This window comes from Nocardia sp. NPDC102475, from assembly GCF_055584605.1.
The window spans coordinates 157349-181412 of record NZ_JBVJLS010000014.1; the positions used below are offsets into that span (position 1 = coordinate 157349).

Annotated in this window: 26 protein-coding genes; 14 read left to right on the forward strand and 12 right to left on the reverse strand. The window is 65.7% G+C overall.

Going from position 1 to position 24064, the window contains the following annotated elements; all coding sequences use genetic code 11:
- Positions 1 to 120 precede the first annotated feature (120 nt).
- Genes ACZ60G_RS25195 through ACZ60G_RS25205 form a run of 3 tightly spaced genes read left to right on the forward strand, consistent with a single transcriptional unit; the run spans position 121 to position 2139 of the window.
- Positions 121 to 1047 carry an ABC transporter ATP-binding protein gene (locus tag ACZ60G_RS25195; RefSeq protein WP_465812809.1) on the forward strand — a complete coding sequence of 309 codons (927 nt, stop codon included), beginning with the start codon at positions 121 to 123 and terminating at the stop codon, positions 1045 to 1047.
- Positions 1044 to 1895 carry an ABC transporter permease gene (locus tag ACZ60G_RS25200; protein WP_465812811.1) on the forward strand — a complete coding sequence of 284 codons (852 nt, stop codon included), beginning with the start codon at positions 1044 to 1046 and terminating at the stop codon, positions 1893 to 1895. Before ACZ60G_RS25195 ends, ACZ60G_RS25200 begins: the two co-directional genes overlap by 4 nt.
- Entirely contained in the window at positions 1885 to 2139 is a 255-nt protein-coding gene (locus ACZ60G_RS25205; protein WP_465812813.1) for a helix-turn-helix transcriptional regulator, read from the forward strand. Before ACZ60G_RS25200 ends, ACZ60G_RS25205 begins: the two co-directional genes overlap by 11 nt.
- Before the next feature lie 3 nt (positions 2140 to 2142).
- Here the strand turns inward: ACZ60G_RS25205 and ACZ60G_RS25210 are convergent, their stop codons facing one another.
- Positions 2143 to 3021, reverse strand: a complete 879-nt coding sequence (locus ACZ60G_RS25210) for an NAD(P)-dependent oxidoreductase (RefSeq protein ID WP_465812815.1) — start codon at positions 3019 to 3021, stop codon at positions 2143 to 2145.
- Between the two features lie 178 nt (positions 3022 to 3199).
- On the opposite strand from ACZ60G_RS25210, the gene ACZ60G_RS25215 reads away from it, so the two are divergent.
- Positions 3200 to 3550: a winged helix-turn-helix transcriptional regulator gene (locus ACZ60G_RS25215; protein ID WP_465812816.1), complete on the forward strand. Its 351-nt coding sequence runs from the start codon at positions 3200 to 3202 to the stop codon at positions 3548 to 3550.
- A gap of 4 nt (positions 3551 to 3554) precedes the next feature.
- Here ACZ60G_RS25215 and ACZ60G_RS25220 read toward each other — a convergent pair whose 3' ends face one another.
- A complete protein-coding gene (locus ACZ60G_RS25220; protein WP_465812818.1) occupies positions 3555 to 4670 on the reverse strand; it encodes a glycerate kinase in 1116 nt (371 codons plus the stop codon).
- 147 nt (positions 4671 to 4817) lie between these two features.
- Here ACZ60G_RS25220 and ACZ60G_RS25225 point away from each other — a divergent pair, with 147 nt between their 5' ends.
- Both ACZ60G_RS25225 and ACZ60G_RS25230 read left to right on the forward strand, forming a co-directional pair.
- Positions 4818 to 5687: an oxygenase MpaB family protein gene (locus ACZ60G_RS25225; RefSeq protein WP_465812820.1), complete on the forward strand. Its 870-nt coding sequence runs from the start codon at positions 4818 to 4820 to the stop codon at positions 5685 to 5687.
- 4 nt (positions 5688 to 5691) lie between these two features.
- A complete protein-coding gene (locus ACZ60G_RS25230) occupies positions 5692 to 6309 on the forward strand; it encodes a TetR/AcrR family transcriptional regulator (protein ID WP_465812822.1) in 618 nt (205 codons plus the stop codon).
- Positions 6310 to 6337: 28 nt separating this feature from the next.
- Here the strand turns inward: ACZ60G_RS25230 and ACZ60G_RS25235 are convergent, their stop codons facing one another.
- The 4 genes from ACZ60G_RS25235 to ACZ60G_RS25250 form a co-directional block, all read right to left on the reverse strand.
- Complete coding sequence (locus ACZ60G_RS25235; RefSeq protein ID WP_465812824.1) at positions 6338 to 6751, reverse strand: arsenate reductase ArsC; 414 nt, start codon at positions 6749 to 6751, stop codon at positions 6338 to 6340.
- Between the two features lie 16 nt (positions 6752 to 6767).
- A complete protein-coding gene (locus tag ACZ60G_RS25240; RefSeq protein ID WP_465812825.1) occupies positions 6768 to 7493 on the reverse strand; it encodes an aquaporin in 726 nt (241 codons plus the stop codon).
- Positions 7490 to 7867: an ArsR/SmtB family transcription factor gene (locus ACZ60G_RS25245; RefSeq protein WP_465812827.1), complete on the reverse strand. Its 378-nt coding sequence runs from the start codon at positions 7865 to 7867 to the stop codon at positions 7490 to 7492. The genes ACZ60G_RS25240 and ACZ60G_RS25245 overlap by 4 nt, the downstream gene beginning before the upstream one ends.
- Before the next feature lie 66 nt (positions 7868 to 7933).
- Positions 7934 to 8464 carry an ArsI/CadI family heavy metal resistance metalloenzyme gene (locus tag ACZ60G_RS25250; protein WP_465812828.1) on the reverse strand — a complete coding sequence of 177 codons (531 nt, stop codon included), beginning with the start codon at positions 8462 to 8464 and terminating at the stop codon, positions 7934 to 7936.
- Positions 8465 to 8566: 102 nt separating this feature from the next.
- Here ACZ60G_RS25250 and ACZ60G_RS25255 point away from each other — a divergent pair, with 102 nt between their 5' ends.
- Together ACZ60G_RS25255 and ACZ60G_RS25260 are read left to right on the forward strand one after the other, a co-directional pair.
- Complete coding sequence (locus tag ACZ60G_RS25255; RefSeq protein ID WP_387286728.1) at positions 8567 to 8926, forward strand: Rv2640c family ArsR-like transcriptional regulator; 360 nt, start codon at positions 8567 to 8569, stop codon at positions 8924 to 8926.
- 541 nt (positions 8927 to 9467) lie between these two features.
- Positions 9468 to 9914: a nitroreductase family deazaflavin-dependent oxidoreductase gene (locus ACZ60G_RS25260; RefSeq protein WP_465812831.1), complete on the forward strand. Its 447-nt coding sequence runs from the start codon at positions 9468 to 9470 to the stop codon at positions 9912 to 9914.
- An 88-nt stretch (positions 9915 to 10002) separates the two neighbouring features.
- Here the strand turns inward: ACZ60G_RS25260 and aroQ are convergent, their stop codons facing one another.
- Positions 10003 to 10440, reverse strand: coding sequence for a type II 3-dehydroquinate dehydratase (gene aroQ, locus ACZ60G_RS25265; protein ID WP_465812833.1), 438 nt, complete (start codon positions 10438 to 10440; stop codon positions 10003 to 10005).
- A gap of 24 nt (positions 10441 to 10464) precedes the next feature.
- Positions 10465 to 11046: a hypothetical protein gene (locus ACZ60G_RS25270; protein ID WP_397042747.1), complete on the reverse strand. Its 582-nt coding sequence runs from the start codon at positions 11044 to 11046 to the stop codon at positions 10465 to 10467.
- A 415-nt stretch (positions 11047 to 11461) separates the two neighbouring features.
- Here ACZ60G_RS25270 and ACZ60G_RS25275 point away from each other — a divergent pair, with 415 nt between their 5' ends.
- Positions 11462 to 13141 (forward strand): NTF2-like N-terminal transpeptidase domain-containing protein, encoded by a 1680-nt coding sequence (locus ACZ60G_RS25275; protein ID WP_465812835.1) that lies wholly within the window; start codon positions 11462 to 11464, stop codon positions 13139 to 13141.
- Here the strand turns inward: ACZ60G_RS25275 and ACZ60G_RS25280 are convergent, their stop codons facing one another.
- From ACZ60G_RS25280 to ACZ60G_RS25290, 3 genes are all read right to left on the reverse strand, one after another.
- Positions 13142 to 13504 (reverse strand): DUF3054 domain-containing protein, encoded by a 363-nt coding sequence (locus tag ACZ60G_RS25280; RefSeq protein ID WP_465812837.1) that lies wholly within the window; start codon positions 13502 to 13504, stop codon positions 13142 to 13144.
- Between the two features lie 209 nt (positions 13505 to 13713).
- Positions 13714 to 14823, reverse strand: coding sequence for a lysylphosphatidylglycerol synthase transmembrane domain-containing protein (locus ACZ60G_RS25285; protein WP_465812839.1), 1110 nt, complete (start codon positions 14821 to 14823; stop codon positions 13714 to 13716).
- Positions 14824 to 14827: 4 nt separating this feature from the next.
- The gene (locus ACZ60G_RS25290; RefSeq protein WP_465812949.1) at positions 14828 to 16348 is read right to left on the reverse strand and encodes an adenylate/guanylate cyclase domain-containing protein; all 1521 of its coding nucleotides are present in this window, start codon (positions 16346 to 16348) and stop codon (positions 14828 to 14830) included.
- A gap of 102 nt (positions 16349 to 16450) precedes the next feature.
- Between ACZ60G_RS25290 and ACZ60G_RS25295 the strand changes: the two genes are divergently transcribed.
- The 4 genes from ACZ60G_RS25295 to ACZ60G_RS25310 all read left to right on the forward strand — a co-directional run bounded on the left by ACZ60G_RS25295 (position 16451) and on the right by ACZ60G_RS25310 (position 21400).
- Positions 16451 to 17695 (forward strand): AI-2E family transporter, encoded by a 1245-nt coding sequence (locus tag ACZ60G_RS25295; RefSeq protein WP_465812841.1) that lies wholly within the window; start codon positions 16451 to 16453, stop codon positions 17693 to 17695.
- Positions 17673 to 18878 (forward strand): MacS family sensor histidine kinase, encoded by a 1206-nt coding sequence (macS, locus tag ACZ60G_RS25300; protein ID WP_465812843.1) that lies wholly within the window; start codon positions 17673 to 17675, stop codon positions 18876 to 18878. Before ACZ60G_RS25295 ends, macS begins: the two co-directional genes overlap by 23 nt.
- A 340-nt stretch (positions 18879 to 19218) precedes the next feature.
- Entirely contained in the window at positions 19219 to 19851 is a 633-nt protein-coding gene (locus ACZ60G_RS25305; protein ID WP_465812951.1) for a response regulator, read from the forward strand.
- Between the two features lie 847 nt (positions 19852 to 20698).
- Entirely contained in the window at positions 20699 to 21400 is a 702-nt protein-coding gene (locus ACZ60G_RS25310; RefSeq protein ID WP_465812845.1) for a DUF1707 SHOCT-like domain-containing protein, read from the forward strand.
- Positions 21401 to 21684: 284 nt separating this feature from the next.
- Here ACZ60G_RS25310 and ACZ60G_RS25315 read toward each other — a convergent pair whose 3' ends face one another.
- Entirely contained in the window at positions 21685 to 22875 is a 1191-nt protein-coding gene (locus ACZ60G_RS25315; RefSeq protein WP_465812847.1) for a helix-turn-helix domain-containing protein, read from the reverse strand.
- 317 nt (positions 22876 to 23192) lie between these two features.
- On the opposite strand from ACZ60G_RS25315, the gene ACZ60G_RS25320 reads away from it, so the two are divergent.
- The gene (locus tag ACZ60G_RS25320; protein ID WP_465812849.1) at positions 23193 to 23654 is read left to right on the forward strand and encodes a hypothetical protein; all 462 of its coding nucleotides are present in this window, start codon (positions 23193 to 23195) and stop codon (positions 23652 to 23654) included.
- The last annotated feature ends 410 nt before the right edge of the window (positions 23655 to 24064 follow it).

The following is a 24064-nucleotide window of genomic DNA, read 5'->3' on the forward strand; positions in this document are numbered from 1 at the left end:
CACACGATAGGCAGCCATTTGGCTGCATGTCAACCGTGACGTAGGCAAGAAATAGCATTGTCGCGGTGCAATGTAGTAGATATGCTACGAATCATCCCGACCTCACAACGGGAGGATGAGATGACCATGGGTGATGGCGTTGCGCTCGACGTCGAAAAACTGCGGATGCGGTACGGCACGACCGATGTCCTGCACGACGTGACATTCCAAGCTCGGCCGGGTGAAGTGCTGGTGCTCCTCGGCCCGAACGGCGCCGGTAAGACCACGACCATCGAAATTCTGGAGGGTTTCCGCATGCGCTCCGCGGGCCGTGTCGAGGTGCTCGGCATGGATCCGGCGCAAGGGAACGAAGCCTGGCGGGCGCGACTGGGTGTCGTCCTGCAATCGTGGCGCGACCACGCCAAATGGCGTGTGCGCGAACTACTTTCACACCTGGGTTCCTATTACGCGCCGTACGGCACGGATAAGATCCACAGGCCTTGGGACACAGACGAACTCATTGCCGCCGTCGGACTCACCGAGCAGGCCAACAGCAAGATCGGATCGCTGTCCGGCGGTCAGCGTCGTCGCATGGATGTCGCGATCGGCATTGTCGGCCGCCCGGAACTGCTGTTCCTCGACGAACCGACCGCGGGCTTCGACCCGCAGGCCCGTCGCGAATTCCATGATCTGGTCCATCAGCTCGCCGACGACCGGACCACCATCCTGCTCACCACCCACGATCTCGACGAGGCCGAGAAGCTCGCCGACCGCATCATGATCCTGGCCGGTGGCCGGATCATCGCCGACGGCTCGGCCGACGAACTGTCGCGTCGTATCGCGGGCGAGGCCGAAATCCGTTGGACCCACGATGGACAACGGTTCGTGCACACCACCGCGGAGTCGACCAAGTTCGTCTACGAACTGTTCAAGCAGCACGGCGACGAGATCGGCGAGCTCGAGGTGCGCCGCGCCTCGCTGGAGGACACGTATATGGCGCTGGTGCGGCAGTACGAGTCCGGCCGGCTCGAAACCGAGGTCCATTCCCTGGAGGAGGTCGCGCGGTGAATCCGATCGATGCCGCCGTGGGGGCCGGAACCCGGCGCGGACTGATCGAAATACGGCAATCGCTCACCAATGTGCAGGACCTGTGGGGCATGCTCTTCTGGCCGGTCGCCATGGTCATCGTGCTGTTCTTCATGCGCAACGCGACCTTCGAGGCGAGCGGCTTCGCACTCGGTTCACTGGCCCTGCCGAGCATCCTCGGCATGCTCGTCGCCTTCAACGGCATGTTCGGCATTGCCCAGATGCTGACCCTGGAACGCGAAGACGGAACACTGTTGCGCGCCAAGGCAACTCCGAACGGCATGGTCGGCTACCTGATCGGCAAGATCGTCACGACCGCGGGCTGGGTGGTCATCCCGTTCCTGATCGTGCTGATTCCGGGGCTGTTCCTGGTCGACGGCACGGCAATGGGCAGCATCGGTTCCTGGCTGGGCCTGATCGGCGTCGTCGCAATCGGCATGCTCGCGACCATGCCGATCGGCGCGGTGCTCGGATCGCTGTTCAGCAACCCGCGCAATATCGGCTTCGTCTCGCTGCCGATCATGGGCATCGTCGCGATCTCCGGCGTCTTCTACCCGATCACCTCGATGCCGGGCTGGTTGCAGGGCGTCGCGCAGGTGTTCCCCGTCTACTGGGTCGGGCTGGGCATGCGTTCGGCGATGCTGCCGGGCGATGCGGTCGCCATCGAGCTCGGCCATTCCTGGCGGCATCTGGAAACCATTGCTGTGCTGGGTGTCTGGGCGGTGGCCGGGCTGCTGCTCGCGCCGATTGTGCTGCGTAGGATGGCACGTCGCGAGTCCGGGTCGAACGTGGCGGCGCGCCGCGAGAAGGCGATTCAGCGTGCCTACTGAGGTCATCTACAACCGCATCGCCATGTTGCGGGCCGAGCGTGGCATCTCCCGGCGGGAGCTTGCCGAAGCGCTCGGCGTGCACTATCAGACGATCGGTTACCTCGAACGCGGCGAATACAGCCCCAGCCTGCATCTGGCATTGCGGATCGCGGCGTATTTCGAGGTCGCGGTGGAGGTGATCTTCTCGACCACCCCGTTCCCGCGCCTCGGCTCCGTCGATTCTGCGCGTGCTGCCCGGGACTGAGACTTACCGCCGCCCGGCGAACAGCTGATACACCGGAACCGGCTGCCCCGCCTCCGCACTGGCCGCGATCGCACGCCGCCACAGGCCCTGCGCCGCATGTGACAGCGTCGCGTCGACACCGACCTCCTCGCTGGCATCGATGATGTGCTGCGCCCCGGCATCCATCATCTTCAGACTCGCCAGGGTGCCCCAGCCACCCGCCTTCGCGGCGGCCGCGAAATCCTCGATGAAATACGGGTACGCGCCGGTCGCACGCAGCGCGAAGGGCAGGAACTGGTCGATGCTGTGACCGGACTTCTCGATCACCGCGAGCGCCTGATCGAAGGCGAGCATCCAGGGATGGAAAATGATCAAACCGGCCTGGTAGAAGACCTGCGCGAGACCGTCGTCCGCACCGAGGTATTCCTGCGGGCTCAGCGGACGCAGCAGTCCGGCGTGCGCGTCGAAGACCGCTTTCGGACCGCTGTAGAAGATGAACGATGACGGATGAGCGATATTGTCGCCCGCCGACATGACGCCGCCGGAAATGAATTCCGCCCCGTGCGAACGCACCCACTCGGCACCTTTGCGCGCCTTCTCCGGTGAATCCGAGGACAGATTGGCGATCACCTTGCCCGGCAAATGGTCGGTGGCCTGGCCCAATACGTCGTACATGGCGGCATAGTGGGTGAGGCTGAGCACGGTGACCGCATTGGCGTCCAACGCTTCGGCGACCGTGGCGGCCCGCTTCGCGCCGAGTTCGACCATGGCGTCGACCTTTTCGGTGCTGCGATTCCAGACCGTCACCTCGATACCGGCGTCCAGGAAGGCCCGGACCATGGCCTGGCCCATTGGACCGAGGCCGACTACGGAGACAGAGCCAGCGGTGGTCTGCTCGGACATATTGTGTCCCTTCAGTTCTCGTGTCGATTGGTGGCGACTGACCTTTCGAGCGACCTGCAAGTAGTCGCTACGGCCGACATCCATGGTCGTTGTCGCAGGTAGCGTCGGGAAGACCGAACGTTCAGGTGTGGTTGCTTACCTCGAGGTTCGAAATCAGTTCAGAAGGAGTGCGGTGGGCATGAGCAGTGACGCGGATCACGATGTGTGCGGCATGTCGGTGGCGATCGACGTCGTCGGCGGCAAATGGAAACTGCACCTGATGTGGGTGCTCGCCGCGGGTCCGCAGCGCTTCGGTCGGATACGCAAGCTGCTCACCGGCGTCAGCGAGAAGGTGCTCGCGGAAAATCTGCGTCACCTGGAGGCCAGCGGTGTGGTGCATCGTGAGGTCTTCCCCGAAGTCCCGCCGCGCGTCGAATACTCGCTCACGCCGCTGGGCGAAGAACTCGAAGTCGCCCTGCGCCCGCTCGAAGCCTGGGGTGATAAGCACCGCGACGAACTGCTCGGCAATGTGCTCGCCACGGCGGGCTAGGCATTCACAGGTTGTCGACGCCTATTTGTTCGCCGACGCGAGCGAGGAGCTGTGCCGCATCGGCGATCGAGCGGGCAGGGTCCGGTTCCAGATCGGCCAGGGCGTAGCAGGCGATGAAGCCTGCCGCTCGGATCTCATTGCGCGTCAATTGCGTTCGGCCGACGGCGGCAACCACCGGGACGCCCGCCTTGCGCGCTGCCTCGCAGACACCGATCGGGGCCTTGCCGTGCAGGCTCTGGGTATCGAGGGCTCCCTCGCCGGTGACGACCAGGGTGGCTCGATCGAGAAGTGTTGGGAAATCGAGGAGTTCGAGTACGACCTCGATGCCGCTGCGGACCTGCGCGCCGAGCACCGCGAGTGCGCCGAACCCGGTGCCGCCGGCCGCGCCCGCACCTGGAACCTCCGCGAATTCCGGCGCGACGACGGTGGCCCAATTCGTCAGTGCCGCTTCGAGAATCGACAGATCCGACGGTGTCGCACCCTTTTGTGGCGCATATACCGCGACCGCCCCGGTCGGGCCGAGTAGTGGGTTGTCCACATCACAGGCCAGAGTGAAGGTCGCCGTCGCGATCCCTGGATGCAATCCGGTGCGGTCCAGTCGCGCGGCACGCACCAGAGCCGCTCCGCCTGTGGATAATTCAGCGCCCTCGGCATCCAGGATTCGGGCACCGAGGGCCTGCAGCATGCCCGCTCCGCCATCGGTGGAGGCGCTGCCGCCCAAGCCGAGGACGATATCGGTTGCCCCTCGATTCAGCGCATGCGCGATGACGACACCGAGTCCGTAGGTGTCGGCTCTGAGCGGATCTGGTTGTCCCCCTGGTAGTTTCGTCAGTCCGACCGCTGCGGCCAGTTCGATCACGGCCGTGGTTCCGTGTACCGCATAGGCGGCGGTGTCGGGTGCGCCGGTTGGTCCGGGCGCATCGACCTCGATCCGTTCCCAGCCCGCTGCCACGAATGCGTCGACGGTTCCGTCACCGCCGTCCGCGACGGGCACCTGCCGGATCTCGGCATCCGGACGGGCGCGCGTGATGCCCGCGGCCAGGGCGGCCGCGACCGCGGGGGCGGTCAGCGAGCCCTTGAATTTGTCCGGGGCGAGCACTACCCGGGGAGCGGATGTCATCTCCACATTCTCGGGGGTGGTTCCGAAGGGCGCACGTGGTGCGCTTCGGGTCGGCTCCATTCGCGCACCACTCGCCGATCAACCTTGATCACGACATCTGCGACAGTTATCGTAATTTTGTCGCACCAAGTCGAGAAGGGGTCACCGATGACCGCACACCTGAATGCCGCCACCAACCTGTCCGCGCCGCAGGACGCCCCGATCGGGCCGGACACGCTGCTGTGGCGTTATGCCGGTGACCTGCGGTTACTCCTGGTGGCAGCGCCGTATGGCCTTTTGGAATTGATGCATCCCGGCCTCGGCGCGGGGGTGACCGATCATTCGGATTTCTTCGGCGATCCGTGGGATCGTGTGCTGCGATCGATTCCGGAAATCCTCGGTACCGTCTACGACCCGGTCGAGCAGGGCACCGGCGCGCGGGTGCGCGACTACCACCGCGATATCGGCGGTGCCGATGAGCACGGCCACCGCTACCACGCCCTCAACCCCGACATCTACTACTGGGCCCACGCCACCATGGTCCAGGCGGTCATCGACGTGGCCGACGTATTCGGCGAGGGCCTGACCGACACCGAACGCGAACTGCTCTACCAGCAGACCAAGACCTGGTACCGGCGCTACGGGGTCAGCGACCGCCCGATGCCCGACGACTACACCGCCTTCCAGCAGTATTTCCACACCACCTGCCGCGACGTACTGGAAAACACTCCCGCCGCCGCCTGGCTCACCCGGCAACTCAGCCTCACCAGCGGCATGCGGCTGCCGTATCTACCGCAACCGGTCGAACGGCTGCTGCGGCCGCTGATCATGTCCGAATATCGGGTCATCACAACCGCATTGCTGCCCGAACCGGCCCGTGCGACCCTAGGCCTGCGCTACACAAAGGCTGACCAGGCCCGGTTCCGTGCGACTGCCGCCCTGGTGCGCAAGACCTGGTCGTTGATTCCCGAGCCCCTGCGCTATCACCCACGCGCCCGCGCGGGTATGCGCCATGCGCGCGCCCTCGGGCAGGATTGACCCCATGCGCAGTGCTCGGCAGACCGCCGCCTTCGGTATCGACGCAGTCGCTGTCGATACCGAAGGCGACCCGCAGGCCACCCGGATCATCGACGCGGCTCTGGCCGAGTTCCGCGACCACGGCATCGACCGGGTGCGCATGGAACACATCGCCCGCCGCGCCGGCCTGCACCGCGCCACCGTCTACCGAGCATTCCCCAGCAAGGACGCCCTGCTCACCACCGCATTGACCAGTTGGCTACAGCGCGTGCTCTCGGATATCACCACCGCGGTCGCCGACCACACCGATATTCGTGACCGCGCCGCCGAAGGCTTCGCCATCGCCTTGCGAACCCTGCGCGACGACCCCCTCACCAACCGCATCCTGCTCGCCGACGAGGGTGGCAAACCCTTCGTAATCACCTACGGCGCAACACTTCTGGCAACCGCGCGCACCTTTTTCGCCGAACAACTCCGCGCCGCCGACGACACCGGCGACATCGACCCCGACGCCGCCGCCGAAATCGCCGCCCGCCTCTCCCTGACCCTGCTCCTCATCCCCGACAGCATCTTCCCCCTCGACACCGACGACGACGCCCGCACCTTCGCCCGCAACCACCTCATCCCCACGGCCACCGGATAACCAGAACCGGCGGCGTAGTTGTACGTGTCTATGACCGGGCGGGGATGCCGAGTTCGTCGAGTAGACCCCGGACGCGGTTTTCGATGTCGTCGCGGATGGGGCGAACGGCGTCGATGCCTTGGCCTGCGGGGTCGTCGAGTTTCCAGTCCAGATACTGCTTGCCGGGGAAGTAGGGGCAGGCGTCGCCGCAGCCCATGGTGATGACGACGTCGGATTCCTGCACGGCATCGACGGTGAGGATCTTGGGGATCTCGGTGGAGATGTCGATCCCGATCTCGCACATTGCGTCGATGGCGGCAGGGTTGACCTGGTCGGCGGGCGCGGATCCGGCAGAGCGGACTTCGACCAGGTCGCCGGCGAGGTGGGTGAGGAATGCCGCGGCCATTTGGGAGCGTCCGGCGTTGTGGACGCAGACGAACAGCACGCTGGGTTTGGATGTCATCGGCGGAGTGCGTCTTTCAGGCGGGACCGGTCACGGGGTGCGGTGCGTCGATGTTTTCGGCTGGTGCCGGGTCGGGGTAGAGCAGCCCGATCAGGGCGAATCCGGAACCGGCGCCGAGGATTTGGGCGGCGATGAATGCGGGCACCGAGGTGGGGGCGATACCGGCGAATGTGTCGGAGAAGATCCGGCCGACCGTGACGGCTGGGTTGGCGAAGGAAGTGGAGCTGGTGAACCAGTAGGCCGCACCGATGTAGGCGGCCACCGCCGCGGCAGACATCGCGGCGCGGCCGGTGCGGGCGAGGGCGAAGATGACCGCGATCAGCCCGGCCGTGGCCACCACCTCTGCGACCAAGTGTCCGGTGGTGACGCGGTGGTGTGTGGAGATCTGGACGGCACGCTGGTCGAACATGATGTTGGCCAGTACCGCTCCGGCCATCCCGCCGAGGACCTGCGCGCCGATGTAAGCGGAGAGGTCGGTAGCGGTGAGTCCGATACCACGGCGGCGTCCGGCCCACCAATCCGCGACCGAGACAACGGGATTGAAGTGCGCTCCGGATACCGGGCCGAGTATCAGGATCAAAACGCCGAGCGCGAAAACGGTCGCGGTCGAGTTCTCCAGCAACTGCACGCCGCTGTCTCGAGGTGAGAGCTGTTGGGCGGTGATGCCGGAACCGACTACCGCGCAGACCAGCAGCGCGGTGCCGACGAACTCGGCCAGCAGCCGCCGCGACAGTGCACTCATCGAGCGATCCCCTCGGGTAGCGCGATGTCCAGAAACTGCGAAAGCTGGTGCAGGGCGGCGGGTTCGACGCGGTAGTACACCCACGACCCGCGCCGTTCGCTCGACAACAGCCCCGCCTCTCGCAGCACCTTCAGGTGGTGGGAGATGGTGGGCTGGGAGACGTCGAATCCCGCGGAGACATCGCATACGCAGGCTTCCTGGCCGGTGTGGCCGGCCACCACCGATAGCAGGCGCAGCCGGACCGGGTCCGACAACGCCTTGAACACCGCCGCCAGATCAGCGGCGGCCTGTGCGGTCAAGGGTTGGCGAGACAGGGACGTGACCTCACACGCGGGTGAGGTCACGTCGGTCAGCGGAAGCTCTCGATTCGACACGCATCGATATTGATGGTTATCGAATCCGAGGGCAAACGAACAGCAGATGAACGAACCGGCGAAGGGTCAGCTGCAGCAGGATGCGCCGGAGGCGACGGCATCCTTCTTGGCGTCACCGGCGCAGCACGCCCCCTCGGCGACGGCGTCCTCGGCGGTGCCGCAGCACACCGCCACCGCATGCTCGTCGTCGACCGTCTCGCCGGTGGCGAGTTGCGGTGCGGTGCCGAAGGTTTCGCTGTCGGCGAGCACGGTGTAGACCTCCCAGCGCTCGGCATCCGGGGCGGTGACCCACACCTTGTCCTGGGTGGCGAAGCAACACGTGGTCGCGATCTGCTCCTCGGTGAACAGCCCCGCCGTAGACAGGCGCGCGATCTCGGCATGCACCCGATCGCTGGATTCCACCTCGACGCCGAGGTGATTGAGGCTGCCGCCATGGCCGGGATTCTCGATCAACACGAGCTTGACCGGCGGTTCTGCGATGGCGAAGTTGGCGTAACCCGGCTTGCGCTTGGCGGGTTCGGTATTGAACAGGGTCGAATAGAACTGGACCGCCTGATCGACGTCGTCGACGTTGAGGGCGAGTTGGATGCGGGACATGAGAACCTACCTCCACTTGTGAGACATATGTCGAAAACCTTACGAGATCGAGTCTGCACCACCTTTTCGACATATGTCAACAAGGTGGCTACAGTTGATTACATGCCAAAGGCACTGCCCGTGATCGACATGTCCGCCCCTGTCTGCTGCGCCCCCGTCGCGGCCGCACCGATCGACGACACCGCCGCGTTGGAAATAGCGCTGCGGCTCAAAGCCATCGCCGAACCCGTCCGCGTCAAACTGCTGTCCCTGCTGCTCACCAGCCCCGCCGGTGCGGAGAACACCGGCGATCTCGCCCAGGCGATCGGACTGGCCGAATCCACCACCAGTCACCACCTGGGCCAGCTGCGAAAAGCGGGCTTGGTCGAGACGGAACGCCGGGGCATGAACACCTACCATCGCGCACTGCGCGACGCCCTCGCAGCGCTGTGCCTGGTCCTGGACCCCAACTGCTGCCGCTGAACCGGCATTCCTGGGAGGCCACCGGCGAAGCTGTGGCCACCGTTCGGCGGCCTAGGGTGCCGAACATGATGCCGACTGGATAGAGCGCACTACAGCCGAGCAGGGATAGGTGCGCAAGTAGCTTGCCGAAGCCAGGCGAGTCGGATCCTGCACCACGGTATCCGCGTCGCCCGGTATGTCCTCACCCTGCGCCTCGGCTGTTCGGTTGCGATCTCGATTTTCGGCTCTGCTGCAACGGTTTCCAAGGCTTCGACTCCACCGCGTTCGGCTTTCCGGAGGATCGCCGTGACTTCGTCATGCGCCCCGTTCTTCATAGCCGCCCATCGCAACGGTGCGACGAGAACGAACCCGCGCGGCGCGCATCAGGCCATTACGACGAGATCGGCTCGCGCGACGGTCACGTCGTCGATCGCGAAGTCATGGCCGGTATGCAGGTGCTGAATGGACTCCAAAGAAAAGAGAGCAGTGCTCTTGACTTGGTGCGAACAGGTGTGGAACACTGATCTCAACAGAGAGCAGTGCTCACAAAGGGAGTAGGAAAATGAACGCCAGCGCCCGCTACCTCGCCCCGACCGGCATGGACCCGATCATGAACAAGATTGCCAACTGGCTGCCTCGCCTCGGCATCAGCGTTATGGGGTCGCGGCTGTTGGCTGTGCGCGGACGTAAGAGTGGCGAATGGCGCACCACCATGGTCAATCTGATGACCGATACCGATGGCACGCGCTACCTGGTCGCGCCGCGCGGCCACACCCAGTGGGTGCGGAACCTGCGCGTCGCGGGCGATGGTGAACTGCGGCTGGGCCGCAAGGTCGAGGTGTTCACCGCGACCGAAGTGGCCGACGAGGACAAGGTGCCGATGCTGCGCCTCTACCTGCAGAAGTGGGGCTGGGAGGTCGGCAAGTTCTTCGAGGGTGTCACCAAGGACGCCACCGATGCGGAGCTCGCCGAGATCGCCCCGGGCTTCCCGGTCTTCCGACTCGCCTAGTGCGACAAGCCGATCCGGTCAGCCGACCCTTTCGAGCGACCTGCAAGCAGTCGCTAGCCGACCCTTTCGAGCGACCTGCAAGCAGTCGCTAGCGGTGGATCAGGAATTCGATGGCCGCGGCATAACCCTGAATCCCCATCCCGGCCACCACCGCGGTGGCGATGGGGGAGACGTAGGAGTGATGCCGGAACTCCTCGCGCGCATGCACATTGCTGATGTGCACCTCGACGATCGGGAGTTCCGGAATCACCAGCGCATCACGCAGCGCGACCGAAGTATGCGTGAGCCCGCCGGGATTGATGACAATCCCGGACTCGACGCCGCGCGCCCGGTGGATCCGATCGATCAGCGCTCCTTCGGAATTCGACTGGAACGCATCGATCTCGCGGCCGTACCGGGCGGCGGTCTGCCGGCACAAATGCACGACATCATCGAGCGTGGCCGACCCGTAGACCTCCGGCTGGCGGGTGCCGAGCATATTGAGGTTCGGGCCGTTGAGAACCAGGATCGGGCCGGGTGTCGACATGGCTTAGACACTAGCCCGCCCAGTTCAGAGTCCCTGTGGACCTTCCGACCGCAGGTCGTCCACTTTCCGCATGGCGGTGCGCAACTCCTCGAGCCAGGCCTCGGCATGTTTGCCCGCCAACTTCACCGTCCATGCCAGCGCGTCCGCGCGCGAGCGTGCCACACCGGAATCGACGAGTGTGTCGAGCACCTTGCGCTCCGGCTGCCGCAGTCGCGTCATCACCGGAACCGCCAAGTGCGTGAACATGATTCGTTCGCCGTCCACCGAGACGCCCCACGCGACGCTGCGGCCGTAGCGGCGCTGGGCCTCGTTCGCGATCTGCATGCGAGCCGGGCGGGTGGTCTCGCGGAAGCGGGCGACGGCGCCCTCCTTCGTCGCGGCCGGGACTTCCTCGGCGGGAGTGTCTTCCTTTTCCGATACCGGGGCCGGGAGCTCACCGATAACCACGATCTCGTCCCGGTCGATTTCGATGACGGGCGGCCCGGCGAACCAGTCGCTCGGCAACCTTCCGGCGAACCAGTCCGGGGCGTCTGCGGGATCCGGTAGATCGGCCTGCTGCCAGCCGCCCGGTCGTCCGAAGCCGCGTCCCCGATGCTCGTGCCTCATTGGGATTCACCTACTTACTGTGGTGCCTGTATCTCATTGATTACAAGATTACGTCGCAAAGCGCGCGCGTGGTTCCGCTCTGCGCGAACGGTTTCGCCCACCGGCCGTGCGGGTACGCCAGACAAAGGTGTGTGCTGGTCAACGAGGCCCTGCGCGATCGAAACGCGGACGCGGGCCGCCGAAACGCCGACGTGGACCGTTTTCTGACAAGTTCGTGTTCCGGCCGGTACGGTTGCGGCGCCGGGTGTCGCAACGGGACCGGAGAACGTCCATGATCGACCAACCGGAGCACGGGCTTCGGGCGCGATCGGAGATACTGAGCATGGGTAACGTCCGGCCGGCGCGGTGCAGCGGGCAGCTAATTTCAGGTACGGTGGTCTTGTTACTGGAGTGACAAGAGTAAAGAGTGGGCGACATGGATGTGTGGGGATCCCGCCGCTATCGCGTCCGGGGCGCAATCGCACTCTCGGGGGTGGTGGCGCTGGCTATCGCAATTGGGGCTTGTGGTTCGGATGCGAAGCGCAATGAAGCCGAGTACGTCGTTGATCGCTTCACCCAACTGCTCGACGAGCAGAACTACGCCAAGGCGGCGGAGCTCACCTCTTATCCCACGGCCGCATCCGCAACGCTGAAACAAATGTTCGCCGGATTGCAGCCCGGCAAGGTCGACTACCAGAAAACCCAGTTCATCGACCTGGACCGCGAGGCGGGCCTGTTCAGCATGGATGTCGCCTGGAACTTCGGCGAGAACAAGACCTGGCGATACAGCCTGCAGGGCAACGTGCGGAAGTTGGCGATCGGCTGGCGCATCTCCTGGGATCCCGCCGTCGTCATGCCGCAACTGGACCACAACCGCACGGTCCGGCTCGTGCGCACTACGCCCACGCCGCCGCCGCGGGTCAAGGACATCGTCGGCGACCCGCTGATGACCGAGCAGGTCATCAATGTGGTCAAACTCGATCCCGCCAAGACGACCGATCCGGTGGCCTCGACCGATGCGCTGGCCAAGGCCATCGAACCGGTCGCGCCGTTGATCACCGGACCGTCGCTGATGCAGCAGCTGTCGACCTCGCAGGGCAAGCCGATCATCGCGGTGAATCTGCGTGAACCCGATTTCGCGATCCTGGAATCCGCGCTGGCCCGGGTGCCCGGTGTGGTCACGGAGAAGCAGCCGCGGCTGATCTCCGCCGACCGCCGGACCTGGTCGCCGATGCTGGACGCGCTGCGCAAGGTGTGGCAGGACAGCCAGGATCTGCACTCCGGTTGGGGCGTGCAGATTTTCGAACAGGACGGACGTTTCGTCGGCCAGATCGCCGGTTACCAGGGCCCTCCCGGTCCGGATATCGCGGCCACCATGGATCAGCGCCTACAGCGCGCCGCCGAGGATGCGGTGGTGAGCGTCGGGACGCCCGCATCGATCGTGGCGATCCAGCCGTCCAGCGGCGCGGTCGTGGCGGTGGCGCAGAATACGCAGGCCAGCGAGCACGGTTCGGTCGCGTTCACCGGGCTATATCCGGTCGGCACCAATATCGATCTGTTCCGCAGTGTCGCCTCGGTGCTGAAGAACAAGGCACCACAGGACGTCTCGGTGCAGGATGCGGCCGAATCCGCACCGAATCTCGGCGTCGGCGTCGATTACAAGGTGCCGGGACTGGACGAGGTGACCGGCCGGGTCGCGATCGCGGGCCGCAGTGCCGAGCAGGTGCGCCAGGGTGGTGGTACGGATGCGGTGCTGGCCAGCCCATTCGGCATGGCGATCGCCGCGGCCGCCATCGCACGCGGGCAGGTGCCGCCGCCGATGATCGAGGCCGGACACCCGAGCGCCACGGACGCGCAGGTCCCCGAGATGTCACCGGAACTCACCGATCGGCTGCGCGCGATGTTGCGCGACGGCGCGGGCCGACCGGAGTTCGCGCCGCTGCGGCCCTACCGCGATGTCATCGGTTTCATGGCAACCGCGGGCCACGACAGTTGGCTCATCGCGAATGCCGGGGATCTGGCCCTCGCGATTCACATCAATGACGCCGACAGCGGCGACGCGACCGCGCGGATGGCGGCCAGGTTGTTCCAATCGCTGGCCCATCCGGAACCGTGATCAGTTGATGGCCTTGATGGCCCCGCGCCAGCCGAGCAGGAACAGCGCGAGCACACATGCCGCGACGATGATGAAACTGAATGCCGTGCCCTGACCGCCGATCACGCGCAGCAGCATGCCGCCACCGAGGGTGCCGAGCCAGACCAGCACTCCAGTGGGCCACAGGGCGGTTCCGTCGAAGTGCCCCTTTACCCGGCTGGCCACGGCGACCGCAAGCACCCAGCCGATCGCCAGCCCGATCGCGAACGGCCACACCGTCTTCAGCAGTCCGGTGAGTACCGCCTCGTCATGGCTGCGCCGCCCGATCGCGCAGAACAAGATCACCAGCAGTGCGTCCACCACCAACGGCACCAGTTTTCTCACGCTGGCCAGCGTAGTAGTGCCCGCATCCGTCGTTGCGATGCGACCACTGCGGCACTCCTAGCTAACCGACCAATCTTGTCCGGCGTACGTCGGTTTCTGAACCATGCGCACATTGCCGACCACGACGGAGCGAGTCTTACGAGCGACGTTCGCGGCCCGCGAGACACCAGGGGGCCGCGAACACGCGGCGCCGCAGGCGCTGCCGAATGTCACAGGCGGCGCTGTTCGAACTCCTTCTCGAATTCGGCATCATCGGCCTGCGGAGTGCGGAAGAGGAAGGCGAAGACGATCCAGCCGATGATCGCGACCAGGACGAAGCTCACCAGGCGGTAGACGAAGGCGGCGGCGACGGCCTGGGAGGCGGGCAGGGCCGCACCGGCGGTCAGGCCGTAGATGAGGGTCGCGTCGACATAGACGATGCCGCCGGGTGCGAACGGGATCGAGCCGACGGCCTTGCCCACGGTGAATGCGATCAGCAGACCGGCCAGCTTCGGATCGGCACCGATCGCGTAGCAGGCGGCGCCGAGACAGGCCACATCGGCGAAGCGGTGCACCAGTGCCCAACCCGCGACCATCGCCCCGTCGCGCTTGCCGAGATCCACCGATTCCAGCTGCGAGAGCACATCGGCGATCTTGTTCATGCCCTGCTTGGCGGGGCGTTTGCGGATCCGGTTGAGCAGCGCTAGCCCGCGGCGCAGCACGGCTTCCAGCGCGCCCGGATTCTTCGACAGGTGGTTGCCCGCCCACACCAGCGCGATCACACCGGCCAGCGACAATATGAGCTTGAACGGCCCGACCCGGTCGCCCACCAGCAGCGCACCACCGACGCCGAGCAGTGCCAGTCCGGCGGTCGCGATCACACCGGACATCACCAACTGCCAGGAGGCGACGATCGGATTCGCACCCCACCGGCGGGTCTGGCGATAAGTGAAGGTGGTGGAGAACACCTGTCCGGCAGGCAGCGTCACCGACATGGCGGTTGCGCCGTAGACGACGGCGACGGATTTGTGCTGACGGACCTCGACGCCGCCCGCATGCAGCAGTTGCTTCTGCACCCGGCTGAATCCGCTCATCGACAGTGCCTGCAACCAGATACAGGCGGCGACCCAGCCCCAATGAATTTCGGTGAGGTTATTCCAGGAATCGTGTAAGCGTGGCCAGAGGTAGTAGCCCTCGCCGATCAGCAATGCCAGTAGGGCGATGCCTGCGACCCATTTGACCCACCAGAATTTGCTCCGGCGACCACGTTTCGCCGGTCTATCGGGGCCGTCGGACGGCTGCGGCGCAGGCTCGCCGGCTAGTTCCCCATTGGCCGTCACGCGGTCAGCCTAACGAACCGACTGTTTCGCTGTCTGCATCGACGTGCGGATCCGTCCCATCCTTCGGCCAGGCCAGCCTGGTCTTTCGTCGCCGCCCGCGCAGCTGGACTTCCTCGCCCGTCAGCCAAAAGTCCTGCTCACTTTCATCGGCGAAATACAGCGCGCTGCCCGAGGCGAGCACGCGGCCGGGTTGATCCTTTGCCAGTTCGGTCAGGCGTGATGCCTCGTTCACCGGATCGCCGATCACGGTGTATTCGAAACGGTTTGCGGCGCCGATATTTCCGGCGACGGCCAGGCCCGCCGAAACTCCGATACCGATATCGAGTCCGGGCACCTCGCGCAGGACTTCGCGCAATTCACGGGCGGCGGCCAGGGCCGCGGTCGGTGCATCCGGGCGGTCCAGCGGCGCGCCGAAGATCGCCAATGCGGCGTCGCCGACGAATTTGTTGACGAAGCCGTGGTGCCGGTCGATGACGTCGACCACGATGCGGAAGAACTCGTTGAGCAGGCTGACCACCTCGGTCGGCGGTCGCTCCGCGGCAGTCGCGGTGGACCCGACCATATCGACGAACAGCACAGCCACGAATCGGGTCTCGCCGCCGAGTTCGGTGCCGTAGTCGAGTGCGCGCTGCGCCACCTCCTCGCCGACATGCTGGCCGAAAAGTTCTTGCAGCTGGCGGCGCTTGGCGGCCTCTTCCATCATGCGGTTGAAGCCGACCTGCAACAGTCCGATCTCACTGCCGTCGAACACCTCGACCTGCACGTCGCGGGCGCCCTCCTGCACCCGGTCGATGGCCTGGCTGAGCTGGCGCACCGGGTCGGAGATGCTCGATCCGGTCAGCATCGACAGCGCCAGCGCCTGCATGATCACCACACCGCACAGCAGCAGAATCGAGATGGCCAGCGATTGCGCGGAGAACTTCACGTCCGAGGAGATTTGGGTGACGCACAGCAGCACGATGGCGATGGTGGGCGCGAAGGTGCCCATACCCCAGGTCATCCCCATCCTGGTGCCAACGCCCGGTGTCAGCGTGTGGTCGAACGAGCCCTCGGTGAGGGCCTGAGCGGCGACCGGGCGCAGAATTCGTTCGCCGAGCATGTAGGTGAAGCCGAAGACGATCGTCGCGGCCATACATTCGGTGACGATGACCGCGCCCGCCAGCTCCGGCGCGTCCACGATGATGGTGGCCGCCAGGATGGCGCCGCCGATCAACCACAGCACCAGATGCAGCATCGCCTGGCGCAGCGGCGCGTGCAGTGCGGCCATCTGCTCTTGGTGGCTGGGCGGCCCACCGCGCATCTGCCAGCGCATGACCGGACGCAGCATCAGCGCCGAAGCGGCCAGGCTCAGCAAACCACCGGTGGTGAAAACCAGGCCGGGAATCACCAGGCCGGTGCGTCGCGCACCGGCCGCCTCACCTTCGGGAACCGGGAGTCCATATTGGATGAACGCCCACACCAGGACCGCGCCGAAGGCGTTGGCCAACAGCATCGATGTCAGGTACAGCGGCCAGCGCGTTCGCATGGTCTGTTTGACCGCTTCCAAGGGCGCTGACACGATGACCAATCTAGCGTTCAGCTCATCCGAGCATGTCCGCGGCGCTCTGCGGCCATTAGGCTCGCGGAGGTGACCGACCAGAAGGTTAGTGCTCTCGGAAAAGCCACTGCTGCGCGGTCGGCTGCTGATTCTGTACATCCGTTCGTCCGAGTTTCCGCCGAGTGGGCGTGGCGGCTGCTGGTGATGTTCGCCGCGCTGATCGCGATCACGATGGTCGTGCAGAAGTTGGCGACGGTGGTGATACCGCTCGCCATCGGCCTATTGGCCGCCGCAATGCTGGCGCCGCTGGTGGATTGGATGCAGCGGCTCGGGGTGCCCAGGTCGGTGGGGGTCCTCGTCGCGCTGGTCGGATCGCTCGGGGTGGTCGCGGGAATCATGACCTTCGTCGTCGAGCAGTTCATCGAGGGCGTACCGCAGCTGTCCGACGAAATCACCCACAGCGTCCACGAGATTCAGGACTGGCTGATCAACGGTCCGCTGCATCTGAGCAATGAGCAGATTCGGAATGCGGGCGACACGATCGTCAAAACGATCCAATCGAACAGGGAAGGTCTCACCAGCGGGGCATTGACCACCGCGACGGTGATCGGGCACGTTCTCACCGGCGCGTTCCTGACCCTGTTCATTCTGATCTTCTTCCTTTACGGCGGCGATCAGATCTGGCACTTCGTCACCCGGATCGTGCCGACCCCGCATCGGGAAAAGGTGCGCACCGCAGGGCAACTCGGCTTCGGCACGCTGGTCGGATTCGTCCGCGCGACGGTGGTGGTGGCGCTCGTCGATGCCATCGGCATCGGTGCCGGTCTAGCGATTCTCGGGGTGCCGCTGGCATTGCCGTTGGCATCGCTGGTGTTCATCAGCGCGTTCATCCCGATCGTCGGTGCATTCCTGGCCGGGACCATCGCGGTATTCATCGCATTGGTGACCAAGGGCTGGGTGACCGCGGTTATCGTGCTCGGCATCATCATCGCGGTGATGCAGCTGGAAAGCCATGTGCTGCAACCATTGCTGCTCGGTCGGGCGGTGAGCATCCATCCGCTCGCGGTGGTGCTGGCCATTGCCGCGGGCCTCGTGCTCGGCGGGATCGCGGGCGCTCTGTTGGCGGTGCCGTTCGTCGCGGTGATGAATACCGCGATTCGCTCGCTGCTGTCGGAGAGTCCGGAGGAGGCGTTCGAGGAACTGCACACCGGCGACGGGGGTCGATTTGCGGTGGAGCCGGATGAACCGGAGGCCGGCCGGTTCGATGTGGATGCGGTGCTGACCAAGGAGATGCACCGGGAGGACCGTTCGGATGACTCGGCCGGGCCCGACTGAGGCCGGCGCGGCCGAGCTGAGCGCTGACGATGCGGCGACCGCGCCGCTGTGGCGTGCCGTGCAGGCATTGCGGCTGGTCACGCTGCTCTATGCGGTCGGTCAGCAGATCGCCTCGGTGCAGTACTACCAGAATCAGCAGCTGAGCTGGGTACTGATCGCCGTGATGGCGGTGTGGTCCGGTGCGTCGGCATTCATGTTGTCGCAGTGGCACTTTCCCGATGTGGCGCGGCTGCGGTCGTGGGTGGTGATCGGGGATCACGTGGTGGTGATCGCGCTGATCGCCTCGACCCGGTTGGTCGCCGATTACGGCTGGTACCACGGGCATCAGACGCTGCCGACCACACTGTGGGTCGCCAATGCCGTTGTCTCCGCGGCGATTCTGCGTGGTCCGCTCGCCGGTGTGCTCTCTGGGCTGCTGATAGCGGCGGTCATCGTGACGGTGCGCGAGCAGTGGGGCCAGGATGTGTGGGCCGATGCGACCGCGCCGGTGCTCGTCTCCATCGGGCTGGCGCTCGGACTGGCCGCAAATACCGCGCGTCGGGCGCAGGGGCAGCTGGAACGGGCCGTTCGGTTGACCGCGGCGGCCGAGGAACGGGAACGGCTGGCTCGTGAGGTGCACGACGGCGTGCTGCAGGTGCTCAGCTACATCAAGCGGCGCGGTAACGAGATCGGCGGTCCCACCGAGGAATTGGCGCAGCGGGCGGCGGAACAGGAAGTGGCGCTGCGGGTTTTGATCTCCGAACAGGGTAGGCACGGGGATACCGGTGGTGCGGATGTCGATCTGCGGCCGCTGCTGACGGTGCACGCGACGCCGTCGGTGTTCGTTTCGACGCCGGGTGAGCCGGTGCGGGTCGGGCGTTGGATGGCGGGGGAGCTCGCTGCGGCGGTGGCGAACGCGCTGTCCAATGTCGGGTTGCATGCGGGGCCGGATGCGAAAGCTTATGTGCTGCTGGAGGATACCGGTGACGAGCTGATCATCAGCGTGCGCGATGACGGTGTCGGGATTGCCCCGGGGCGCTTGGAAGAGGCGGAAGCCGAGGGGCGCATGGGGGTTTCACGATCCATTATCGGTCGCATCGAGACGTTGGGGGGAACGGCGGTGTTGCTGACCGAGGAGGCTGGTGGGGTTGGGTTCGGTACCGAGTGGGAGTTTCGGGTGCCGCGTTCGGACGCTGCCGCGTGAACTCACCGCAGCCGTGCTGGCGGGAGTCGGTGTCTCCGGGCGTTCGAGCGCGGAGGAGGACACTGTGACCAGTGGTAATGCGGCCGAAGCGATTCTTACCCCTGGCTGCCCAGGTGCTCGAGCGAGCGGCGGAGGACGTGGTGACCAGTGGTGCTGCGGCCGGGGCGATCCGGTCATCGATTGTCCGAGCTGGCCAGGTGCCCGAGCACGTAGGAGGACGTGGTGACCAGTGATGGTGCGGCCGGGGCGATCCGGTCATCGATTGTCCGAGCTGGCCAGGTGCCCGAGCACGTAGGAGGACGATGTGACCAGCGATGATGCGGCCGGGGCGATTTCGGTGATGGTGGTGGACGACCATCCGATGTGGCGGGATGGGGTCTCCCGTGATCTGGCCGAGGCGGGGTTCGTGGTTGCGGCGACGGCGGATGGGGTGGGGTCGGCTACTCGGCGGGCGGCGGCGGTGCGGCCTGCGGTGGTGTTGATGGATATGCAGTTGCCCGATGGGAATGGGGCGCAGGCGACCGCGGAGGTACTGCGAGTGTCGCCGGAGAGCCGGGTGCTCGTGTTGTCGGCGTCGGCCGAGCGCGCCGATGTGCTGGATGCGATCAAGGCAGGGGCATCGGGTTATCTGGTGAAGAGTGCGTCCGCGAGCGAGTTGATCGAGGCGGTGCGGGCCACAGCGGCTGGGCAACCGGTGTTCACGCCAGGGCTGGCCGGGCTGGTGCTCGGTGAGTATCGGCGGATGGCGACCGCGCCGGTCCAACCGGATGAACCGCATCGGCCCGCGCTCACCGAGCGGGAGACCGAAGTCTTACGGATGGTGGCGAAAGGCTTGTCCGCCAAGCAGATTGCGTCGCGGCTGGGGCTCAGCCATCGAACCGTGGAGAACCATGTGCAGGCGACATTGCGGAAGTTGCAGCTGGCCAACCGGGTTGAACTGACTCGCTATGCGATCGAGCAGGGGCTGGAGTAGGTGCGCAACGGTTCTCGGATACGTGGCCGGAACGAAATTCCGAAGACGTGCCGCAATGGGTTTCTCGAGCAGGTGGCCGCAACGGTTCTCGATTAGCGCAATAGTTCCCGATTAGGTGGCGCAACGGTTCCCGGCTCCTGCCCGGCGGTTCGCGGTCCCCAGAGGCGATCCGCGCCCTGATCATCCTGTAGGGGTCAATATGTCAGGCGGTGCAGTAGAAGCACTCGCCGTCCTACACCGGGCACCCCTTCTCGCTAGTGGGCACCTTGTACATGAGGTGCGCACTAGTTGGCCGGGGTACCCGGTGGGCGGGCTCGTCCTCCGGCGCGGGTCGTCGTCTCGGTGCCCGGTGGCGCAATGGAGTGCCCCAGGGGCTCCAGGGAATGCGCGGGCCTGGTTCGCCGACGCACCTGTGTCATGAGCGGGAAACGGTCTGGATCTGTGCGGAAATCGGCGGGAGTGGTGCGGGGTGCCCGGTGGCTTCAGGATGTGCGGGCTTGGTTCGCCTGTGCACCTGCGTGATGAGCGCGGAAACGGTCTGGATCTGTGCGGAGATCGGCGGGAGTGGTGCGGGGTGCCCGGTGGCTTCAGGATGTGCGGGCTTGGTTCGCCGACGCACCTGTGTCATGAGCGGGAAACGGTCTGGATCCGCGCGGAAATCGGCGGGAGTGGTGCGGGGTGCCCGGTGGCTTCAGGATGTGCGGGCTTGGGTCGCCTGTGCACCTGTGTGATGAGCGCGGAAACGGTCTGGATCTGCGCGGAAATCGGCGGGATCACGCCCGAGGGGAGGGGGACTCGGGGATTGCCCTGATGCGTGGCGGGTGGTGGGCTCGGTAATCTCGGATTCATGGGTGGCCCCGAATCGGTATCCAACAGTGTCGGCTCCGGTGACGTGGTCGGCGATCGTGCGTTGCGTGTTTCCGATGCCGAACGCGAACATGTCGGTCAACTGCTGCAGCGCGCCGTCGGGCTCGGCATGCTCTCCCTCGGGGAGTTCACCGAGCGGATGGATACCGCGCTGGCCGCCAAGACCCGCGGTGAACTCAATGCCGTGCTGGTCGACCTGCCCGGCGTGCGACTCGTCGGCCAGCCCGCCGCGCCGCCCTCGACATTCGTGAATTCCTCGCCGGCCTTCACGAAGCGGGTGTCACCGCCGCCCTCGGTCCCGTCGCAGATCACGCCGGGGAATGTGATCCGCAGCCGTCTGTCCGGGGTCAATCGCCGCGGTCCCTGGCAGGTGGCGCCCGCACTGCATCTGAACAACTGGCTCTCCGGCGTCACGCTCGATTTCACCGAGGCGATCATGTCCACCCAGGTCGTCGAGGTGCACGTCGACGACTATCTCAGCTCACTCACCCTGATCGTCCCCGCCGAGGCCACCGTCGACCTCAACGCCGTCGACCTGATCGGCTCCAGCGTCAACAACAAGGTCCGCACCGGCCCACCACTCGGCCCACTGCACGTCGTCGTACAAGGCCGAATCCGCTTCGGCTCGATAACCGCCAAACACTCTTTACGCGCCCAATGGCGCAAGTTGATGGGTAGCTAGGGCGAACCGGCTCGGTGAGGCCGGTCGCCGCAGAGTTCGGGGCGCGAAACCTCGAACGGTGCAGGCGCACTTGCGGGCAGGCGGATTCGGTGCGCTCGGTGGTCGAGCAGCGCGGATCGCGCAAGTCCGATGAGTGAGGCGCAATTGTTCGGTGCAGCGGCTAGGTCTTGGCTCGCACTCGTCAGCAGTGGCCGTTGTGGCACAACTCGCCGATTGCGCGGTGCTACCGCAAAGCACCTGCGGCTGACGCTGAACTACCGTGATCGCCCGGATCTCGGCGCCGATCAGGTGTTGACGCCGATACGGCGGGCGAAGGCGCGCAACGGGACTCGGCGGTCGTGGTCCAGTAGTTCGGAGACGATGTGGCGGGGCAGGGACTGGTATTTGATCCAGTCGGCGCCGCCGACGCGTTCGGCGTCGAGCAGGGCGGCGAGTGCGCGTTTGTGCTGGCCGGTGCGGGTCAGGGCGACGGCCGTATCGGTGAGGTGGCGGGCGCGGGAGGCCTGGGGCAGACCGCAATTCGCGGGCATGTCCTGCGCGGCGGTCAGAGCCTCCGGATAGCGTTCGGAGCTGATATTCACATCGACCGTCTGCATGACGACTTGTGAAGGGCCGAAATAGGTTTCGTAATCGTGACGATCGACGCCGATGCGCAGCGCGACCTCACCCGCCGCTTGGACCAGCGACAACGCTTCGGGAACGTCCTGCGATCGACCGGCCGCGGTTGCGCCCTGCAGGACCAGCGATCCGTACGCGGACAGGTGTGCCGGAGCTTCGTCGCCCTCGGGCTCCAGATCCGCCGCCGCACGCAGCGCGACCTTGCGCGACTCCTCATAGCGGCCCTGCACCAGCAGCTGCCAGGCGACCGAGCCGCGAATGGTGGCCAGCAGCAGCGGATTATTGCCGAGTTCGGCGGCGGCAAGTCCTTGCCGGATCGCGAGAAACGCCGGATCGGTCTGCCCGAGATGGACCAGGGTGCAGCCGGTGACCCAATACATCCGTGCGAGTAGCTCATTCGCGGATGCGACCGCGCCGTTGCGGGCGGCGTGCACAGTTGCCCGCAGCTGGGTGAGTCCGGTCGGCAGGATCGAGGTCAACAGTTCGTAGTGGCCGGTCCAGTAGGCGCCCCACGCGTAATCGACTGCGCGACTGCCCTCGTCGAGGCCGATCGCACCCTCATCCGGGATCTCGCCGAGCAGATCGTCGACCGGGGTCAATGCGCGCCGGATCGCGACGATACCGGCATCGGGATTGCCGGAGGGGATGCCGTGTCGCTTGCCCACCAGGTCGGATATGTCGACATCCAGTGCGCGCGCGAGTTTTTGCAGACTGGCGATAGACGCGGTCTGGCGGCCACCCTGTTCCAGTTTGCGCACCAGATCCACGCTGACACCGGCTTGGTCGGCGAGTTGGCGCTGCGTGAGCGCCTTTCCGCGGAACAGCCTTAACCGCACGCCGATCGACGAATCGTCCATATAGCCAAGTCCTTTGTTACATCCTTGTTTCAGGGTACGACGTTAAGTGATCGCGCTCACCCGAAGTGGGACATTACGTACGACTCGTTCCGGCTCAGTTGGAATACCTTTGCCTTTCTGCAACTTTGAGAATGCAAAGGGCGGCGGCAATGATCACCATGCCGAATACCACCGTGCGAGCTCTCCGCGCCGATCGCGCGTTCGAGCCGGGTGTCCAGACCAGTCGATCCGCGCGCCACACCCAGCGCGTGCGCGAACAGCACGGTCCGCTACGCAGAGGGGGCTGCCCGGTCTGCGGACAGGGGGAGGCGTAGACCATGTTCGAGCGCTGTCACTCGCCCCACGAAATCGCGCATATGCTGCGGCATCGGTACGGACTGCCGGTCCAGCTGCTGGCGGGTCGCCCGATGATCACCACCGGCTCCATCCTCGGCGCCCTGGTGATGCCACCGGATCTCGGCCGCAAAGTCCTGGGCACCCTCGACCGGACCTACACGGCCCCGGTAGTCGCCGAACCCGGCGAACGCACCTGGACCTTCCTCGTCGCACCACCGAGCCCGGCCATCCCGGTCGAGATCAGCGTGCGCCGCTGCCTGGCCGGACAGCACGTGACCGTCATCCCCCCTGGCCGCCACGTCCTGCTTCCCACCACCGACTCCCAACTCGGCTGGCACTGGGCAGGCGAACCGACCCCCGGCGTCCTGCGCATGCCACCCCGGTCCGCGGTAATCGATGCGGTCTACCAGGTCACCAACATGCGCTCCCACACCCTGCAGTAAGCGCCGACCCCCGCCCTGCCACGACCGGGCGGGGGTTCCGGTGGAGCGCTGCGGCGGTCGGCATCTTCGCATTGGGTGACTCGGTCGCGCGGATGGAATTCGAGTAGATCCCGGATGGGTACCAGTGGTTTCTACTCATGTTCCGGTGCGCTCGGGAAATCAGCATTGGAGACATGACTACGTCTATCGATCCCGCGCTGATTTCGCGGTTGTCCGGGGAGTTCGCTGCGTTGGGAACGCAGATGGGCGTCCTCGGCCGAGATCTGGATTTGTTACGAGCACAGGTCGTCGCCGATTCGGTTGCGGCATCTGCGGTTTCGCCGGAATCGACCGGCTTCTCGGTTCGCGGAGAGTATCCGCTCGGTCCGATCCCGGTGCCGCCCGGTGCCAGCGGTGAGCCTGCGTCCGGA

Coding starts and splice junctions, on each gene's coding strand:
- ACZ60G_RS25195 (WP_465812809.1), top strand. CDS start 121: ATGACCATGGGTGATGGCGTTGCGCTCGACGTCGAAAAACTGCGGATG.
- ACZ60G_RS25210 (WP_465812815.1), bottom strand. CDS start 3,021: ATGTCCGAGCAGACCACCGCTGGCTCTGTCTCCGTAGTCGGCCTCGGT.
- ACZ60G_RS25215 (WP_465812816.1), top strand. CDS start 3,200: ATGAGCAGTGACGCGGATCACGATGTGTGCGGCATGTCGGTGGCGATC.
- ACZ60G_RS25220 (WP_465812818.1), bottom strand. CDS start 4,670: ATGACATCCGCTCCCCGGGTAGTGCTCGCCCCGGACAAATTCAAGGGC.
- ACZ60G_RS25225 (WP_465812820.1), top strand. CDS start 4,818: ATGACCGCACACCTGAATGCCGCCACCAACCTGTCCGCGCCGCAGGAC.
- ACZ60G_RS25230 (WP_465812822.1), top strand. CDS start 5,692: ATGCGCAGTGCTCGGCAGACCGCCGCCTTCGGTATCGACGCAGTCGCT.
- ACZ60G_RS25235 (WP_465812824.1), bottom strand. CDS start 6,751: ATGACATCCAAACCCAGCGTGCTGTTCGTCTGCGTCCACAACGCCGGA.
- ACZ60G_RS25240 (WP_465812825.1), bottom strand. CDS start 7,493: ATGAGTGCACTGTCGCGGCGGCTGCTGGCCGAGTTCGTCGGCACCGCG.
- ACZ60G_RS25250 (WP_465812828.1), bottom strand. CDS start 8,464: ATGTCCCGCATCCAACTCGCCCTCAACGTCGACGACGTCGATCAGGCG.
- ACZ60G_RS25255 (WP_387286728.1), top strand. CDS start 8,567: ATGCCAAAGGCACTGCCCGTGATCGACATGTCCGCCCCTGTCTGCTGC.
- ACZ60G_RS25260 (WP_465812831.1), top strand. CDS start 9,468: ATGAACGCCAGCGCCCGCTACCTCGCCCCGACCGGCATGGACCCGATC.
- aroQ (WP_465812833.1), bottom strand. CDS start 10,440: ATGTCGACACCCGGCCCGATCCTGGTTCTCAACGGCCCGAACCTCAAT.
- ACZ60G_RS25270 (WP_397042747.1), bottom strand. CDS start 11,046: ATGAGGCACGAGCATCGGGGACGCGGCTTCGGACGACCGGGCGGCTGG.
- ACZ60G_RS25275 (WP_465812835.1), top strand. CDS start 11,462: ATGGATGTGTGGGGATCCCGCCGCTATCGCGTCCGGGGCGCAATCGCA.
- ACZ60G_RS25290 (WP_465812949.1), bottom strand. CDS start 16,348: ATGCGAACGCGCTGGCCGCTGTACCTGACATCGATGCTGTTGGCCAAC.
- macS (WP_465812843.1), top strand. CDS start 17,673: ATGACTCGGCCGGGCCCGACTGAGGCCGGCGCGGCCGAGCTGAGCGCT.
- ACZ60G_RS25305 (WP_465812951.1), top strand. CDS start 19,219: ATGGTGGTGGACGACCATCCGATGTGGCGGGATGGGGTCTCCCGTGAT.
- ACZ60G_RS25310 (WP_465812845.1), top strand. CDS start 20,699: ATGGGTGGCCCCGAATCGGTATCCAACAGTGTCGGCTCCGGTGACGTG.
- ACZ60G_RS25315 (WP_465812847.1), bottom strand. CDS start 22,875: ATGGACGATTCGTCGATCGGCGTGCGGTTAAGGCTGTTCCGCGGAAAG.
- ACZ60G_RS25320 (WP_465812849.1), top strand. CDS start 23,193: ATGTTCGAGCGCTGTCACTCGCCCCACGAAATCGCGCATATGCTGCGG.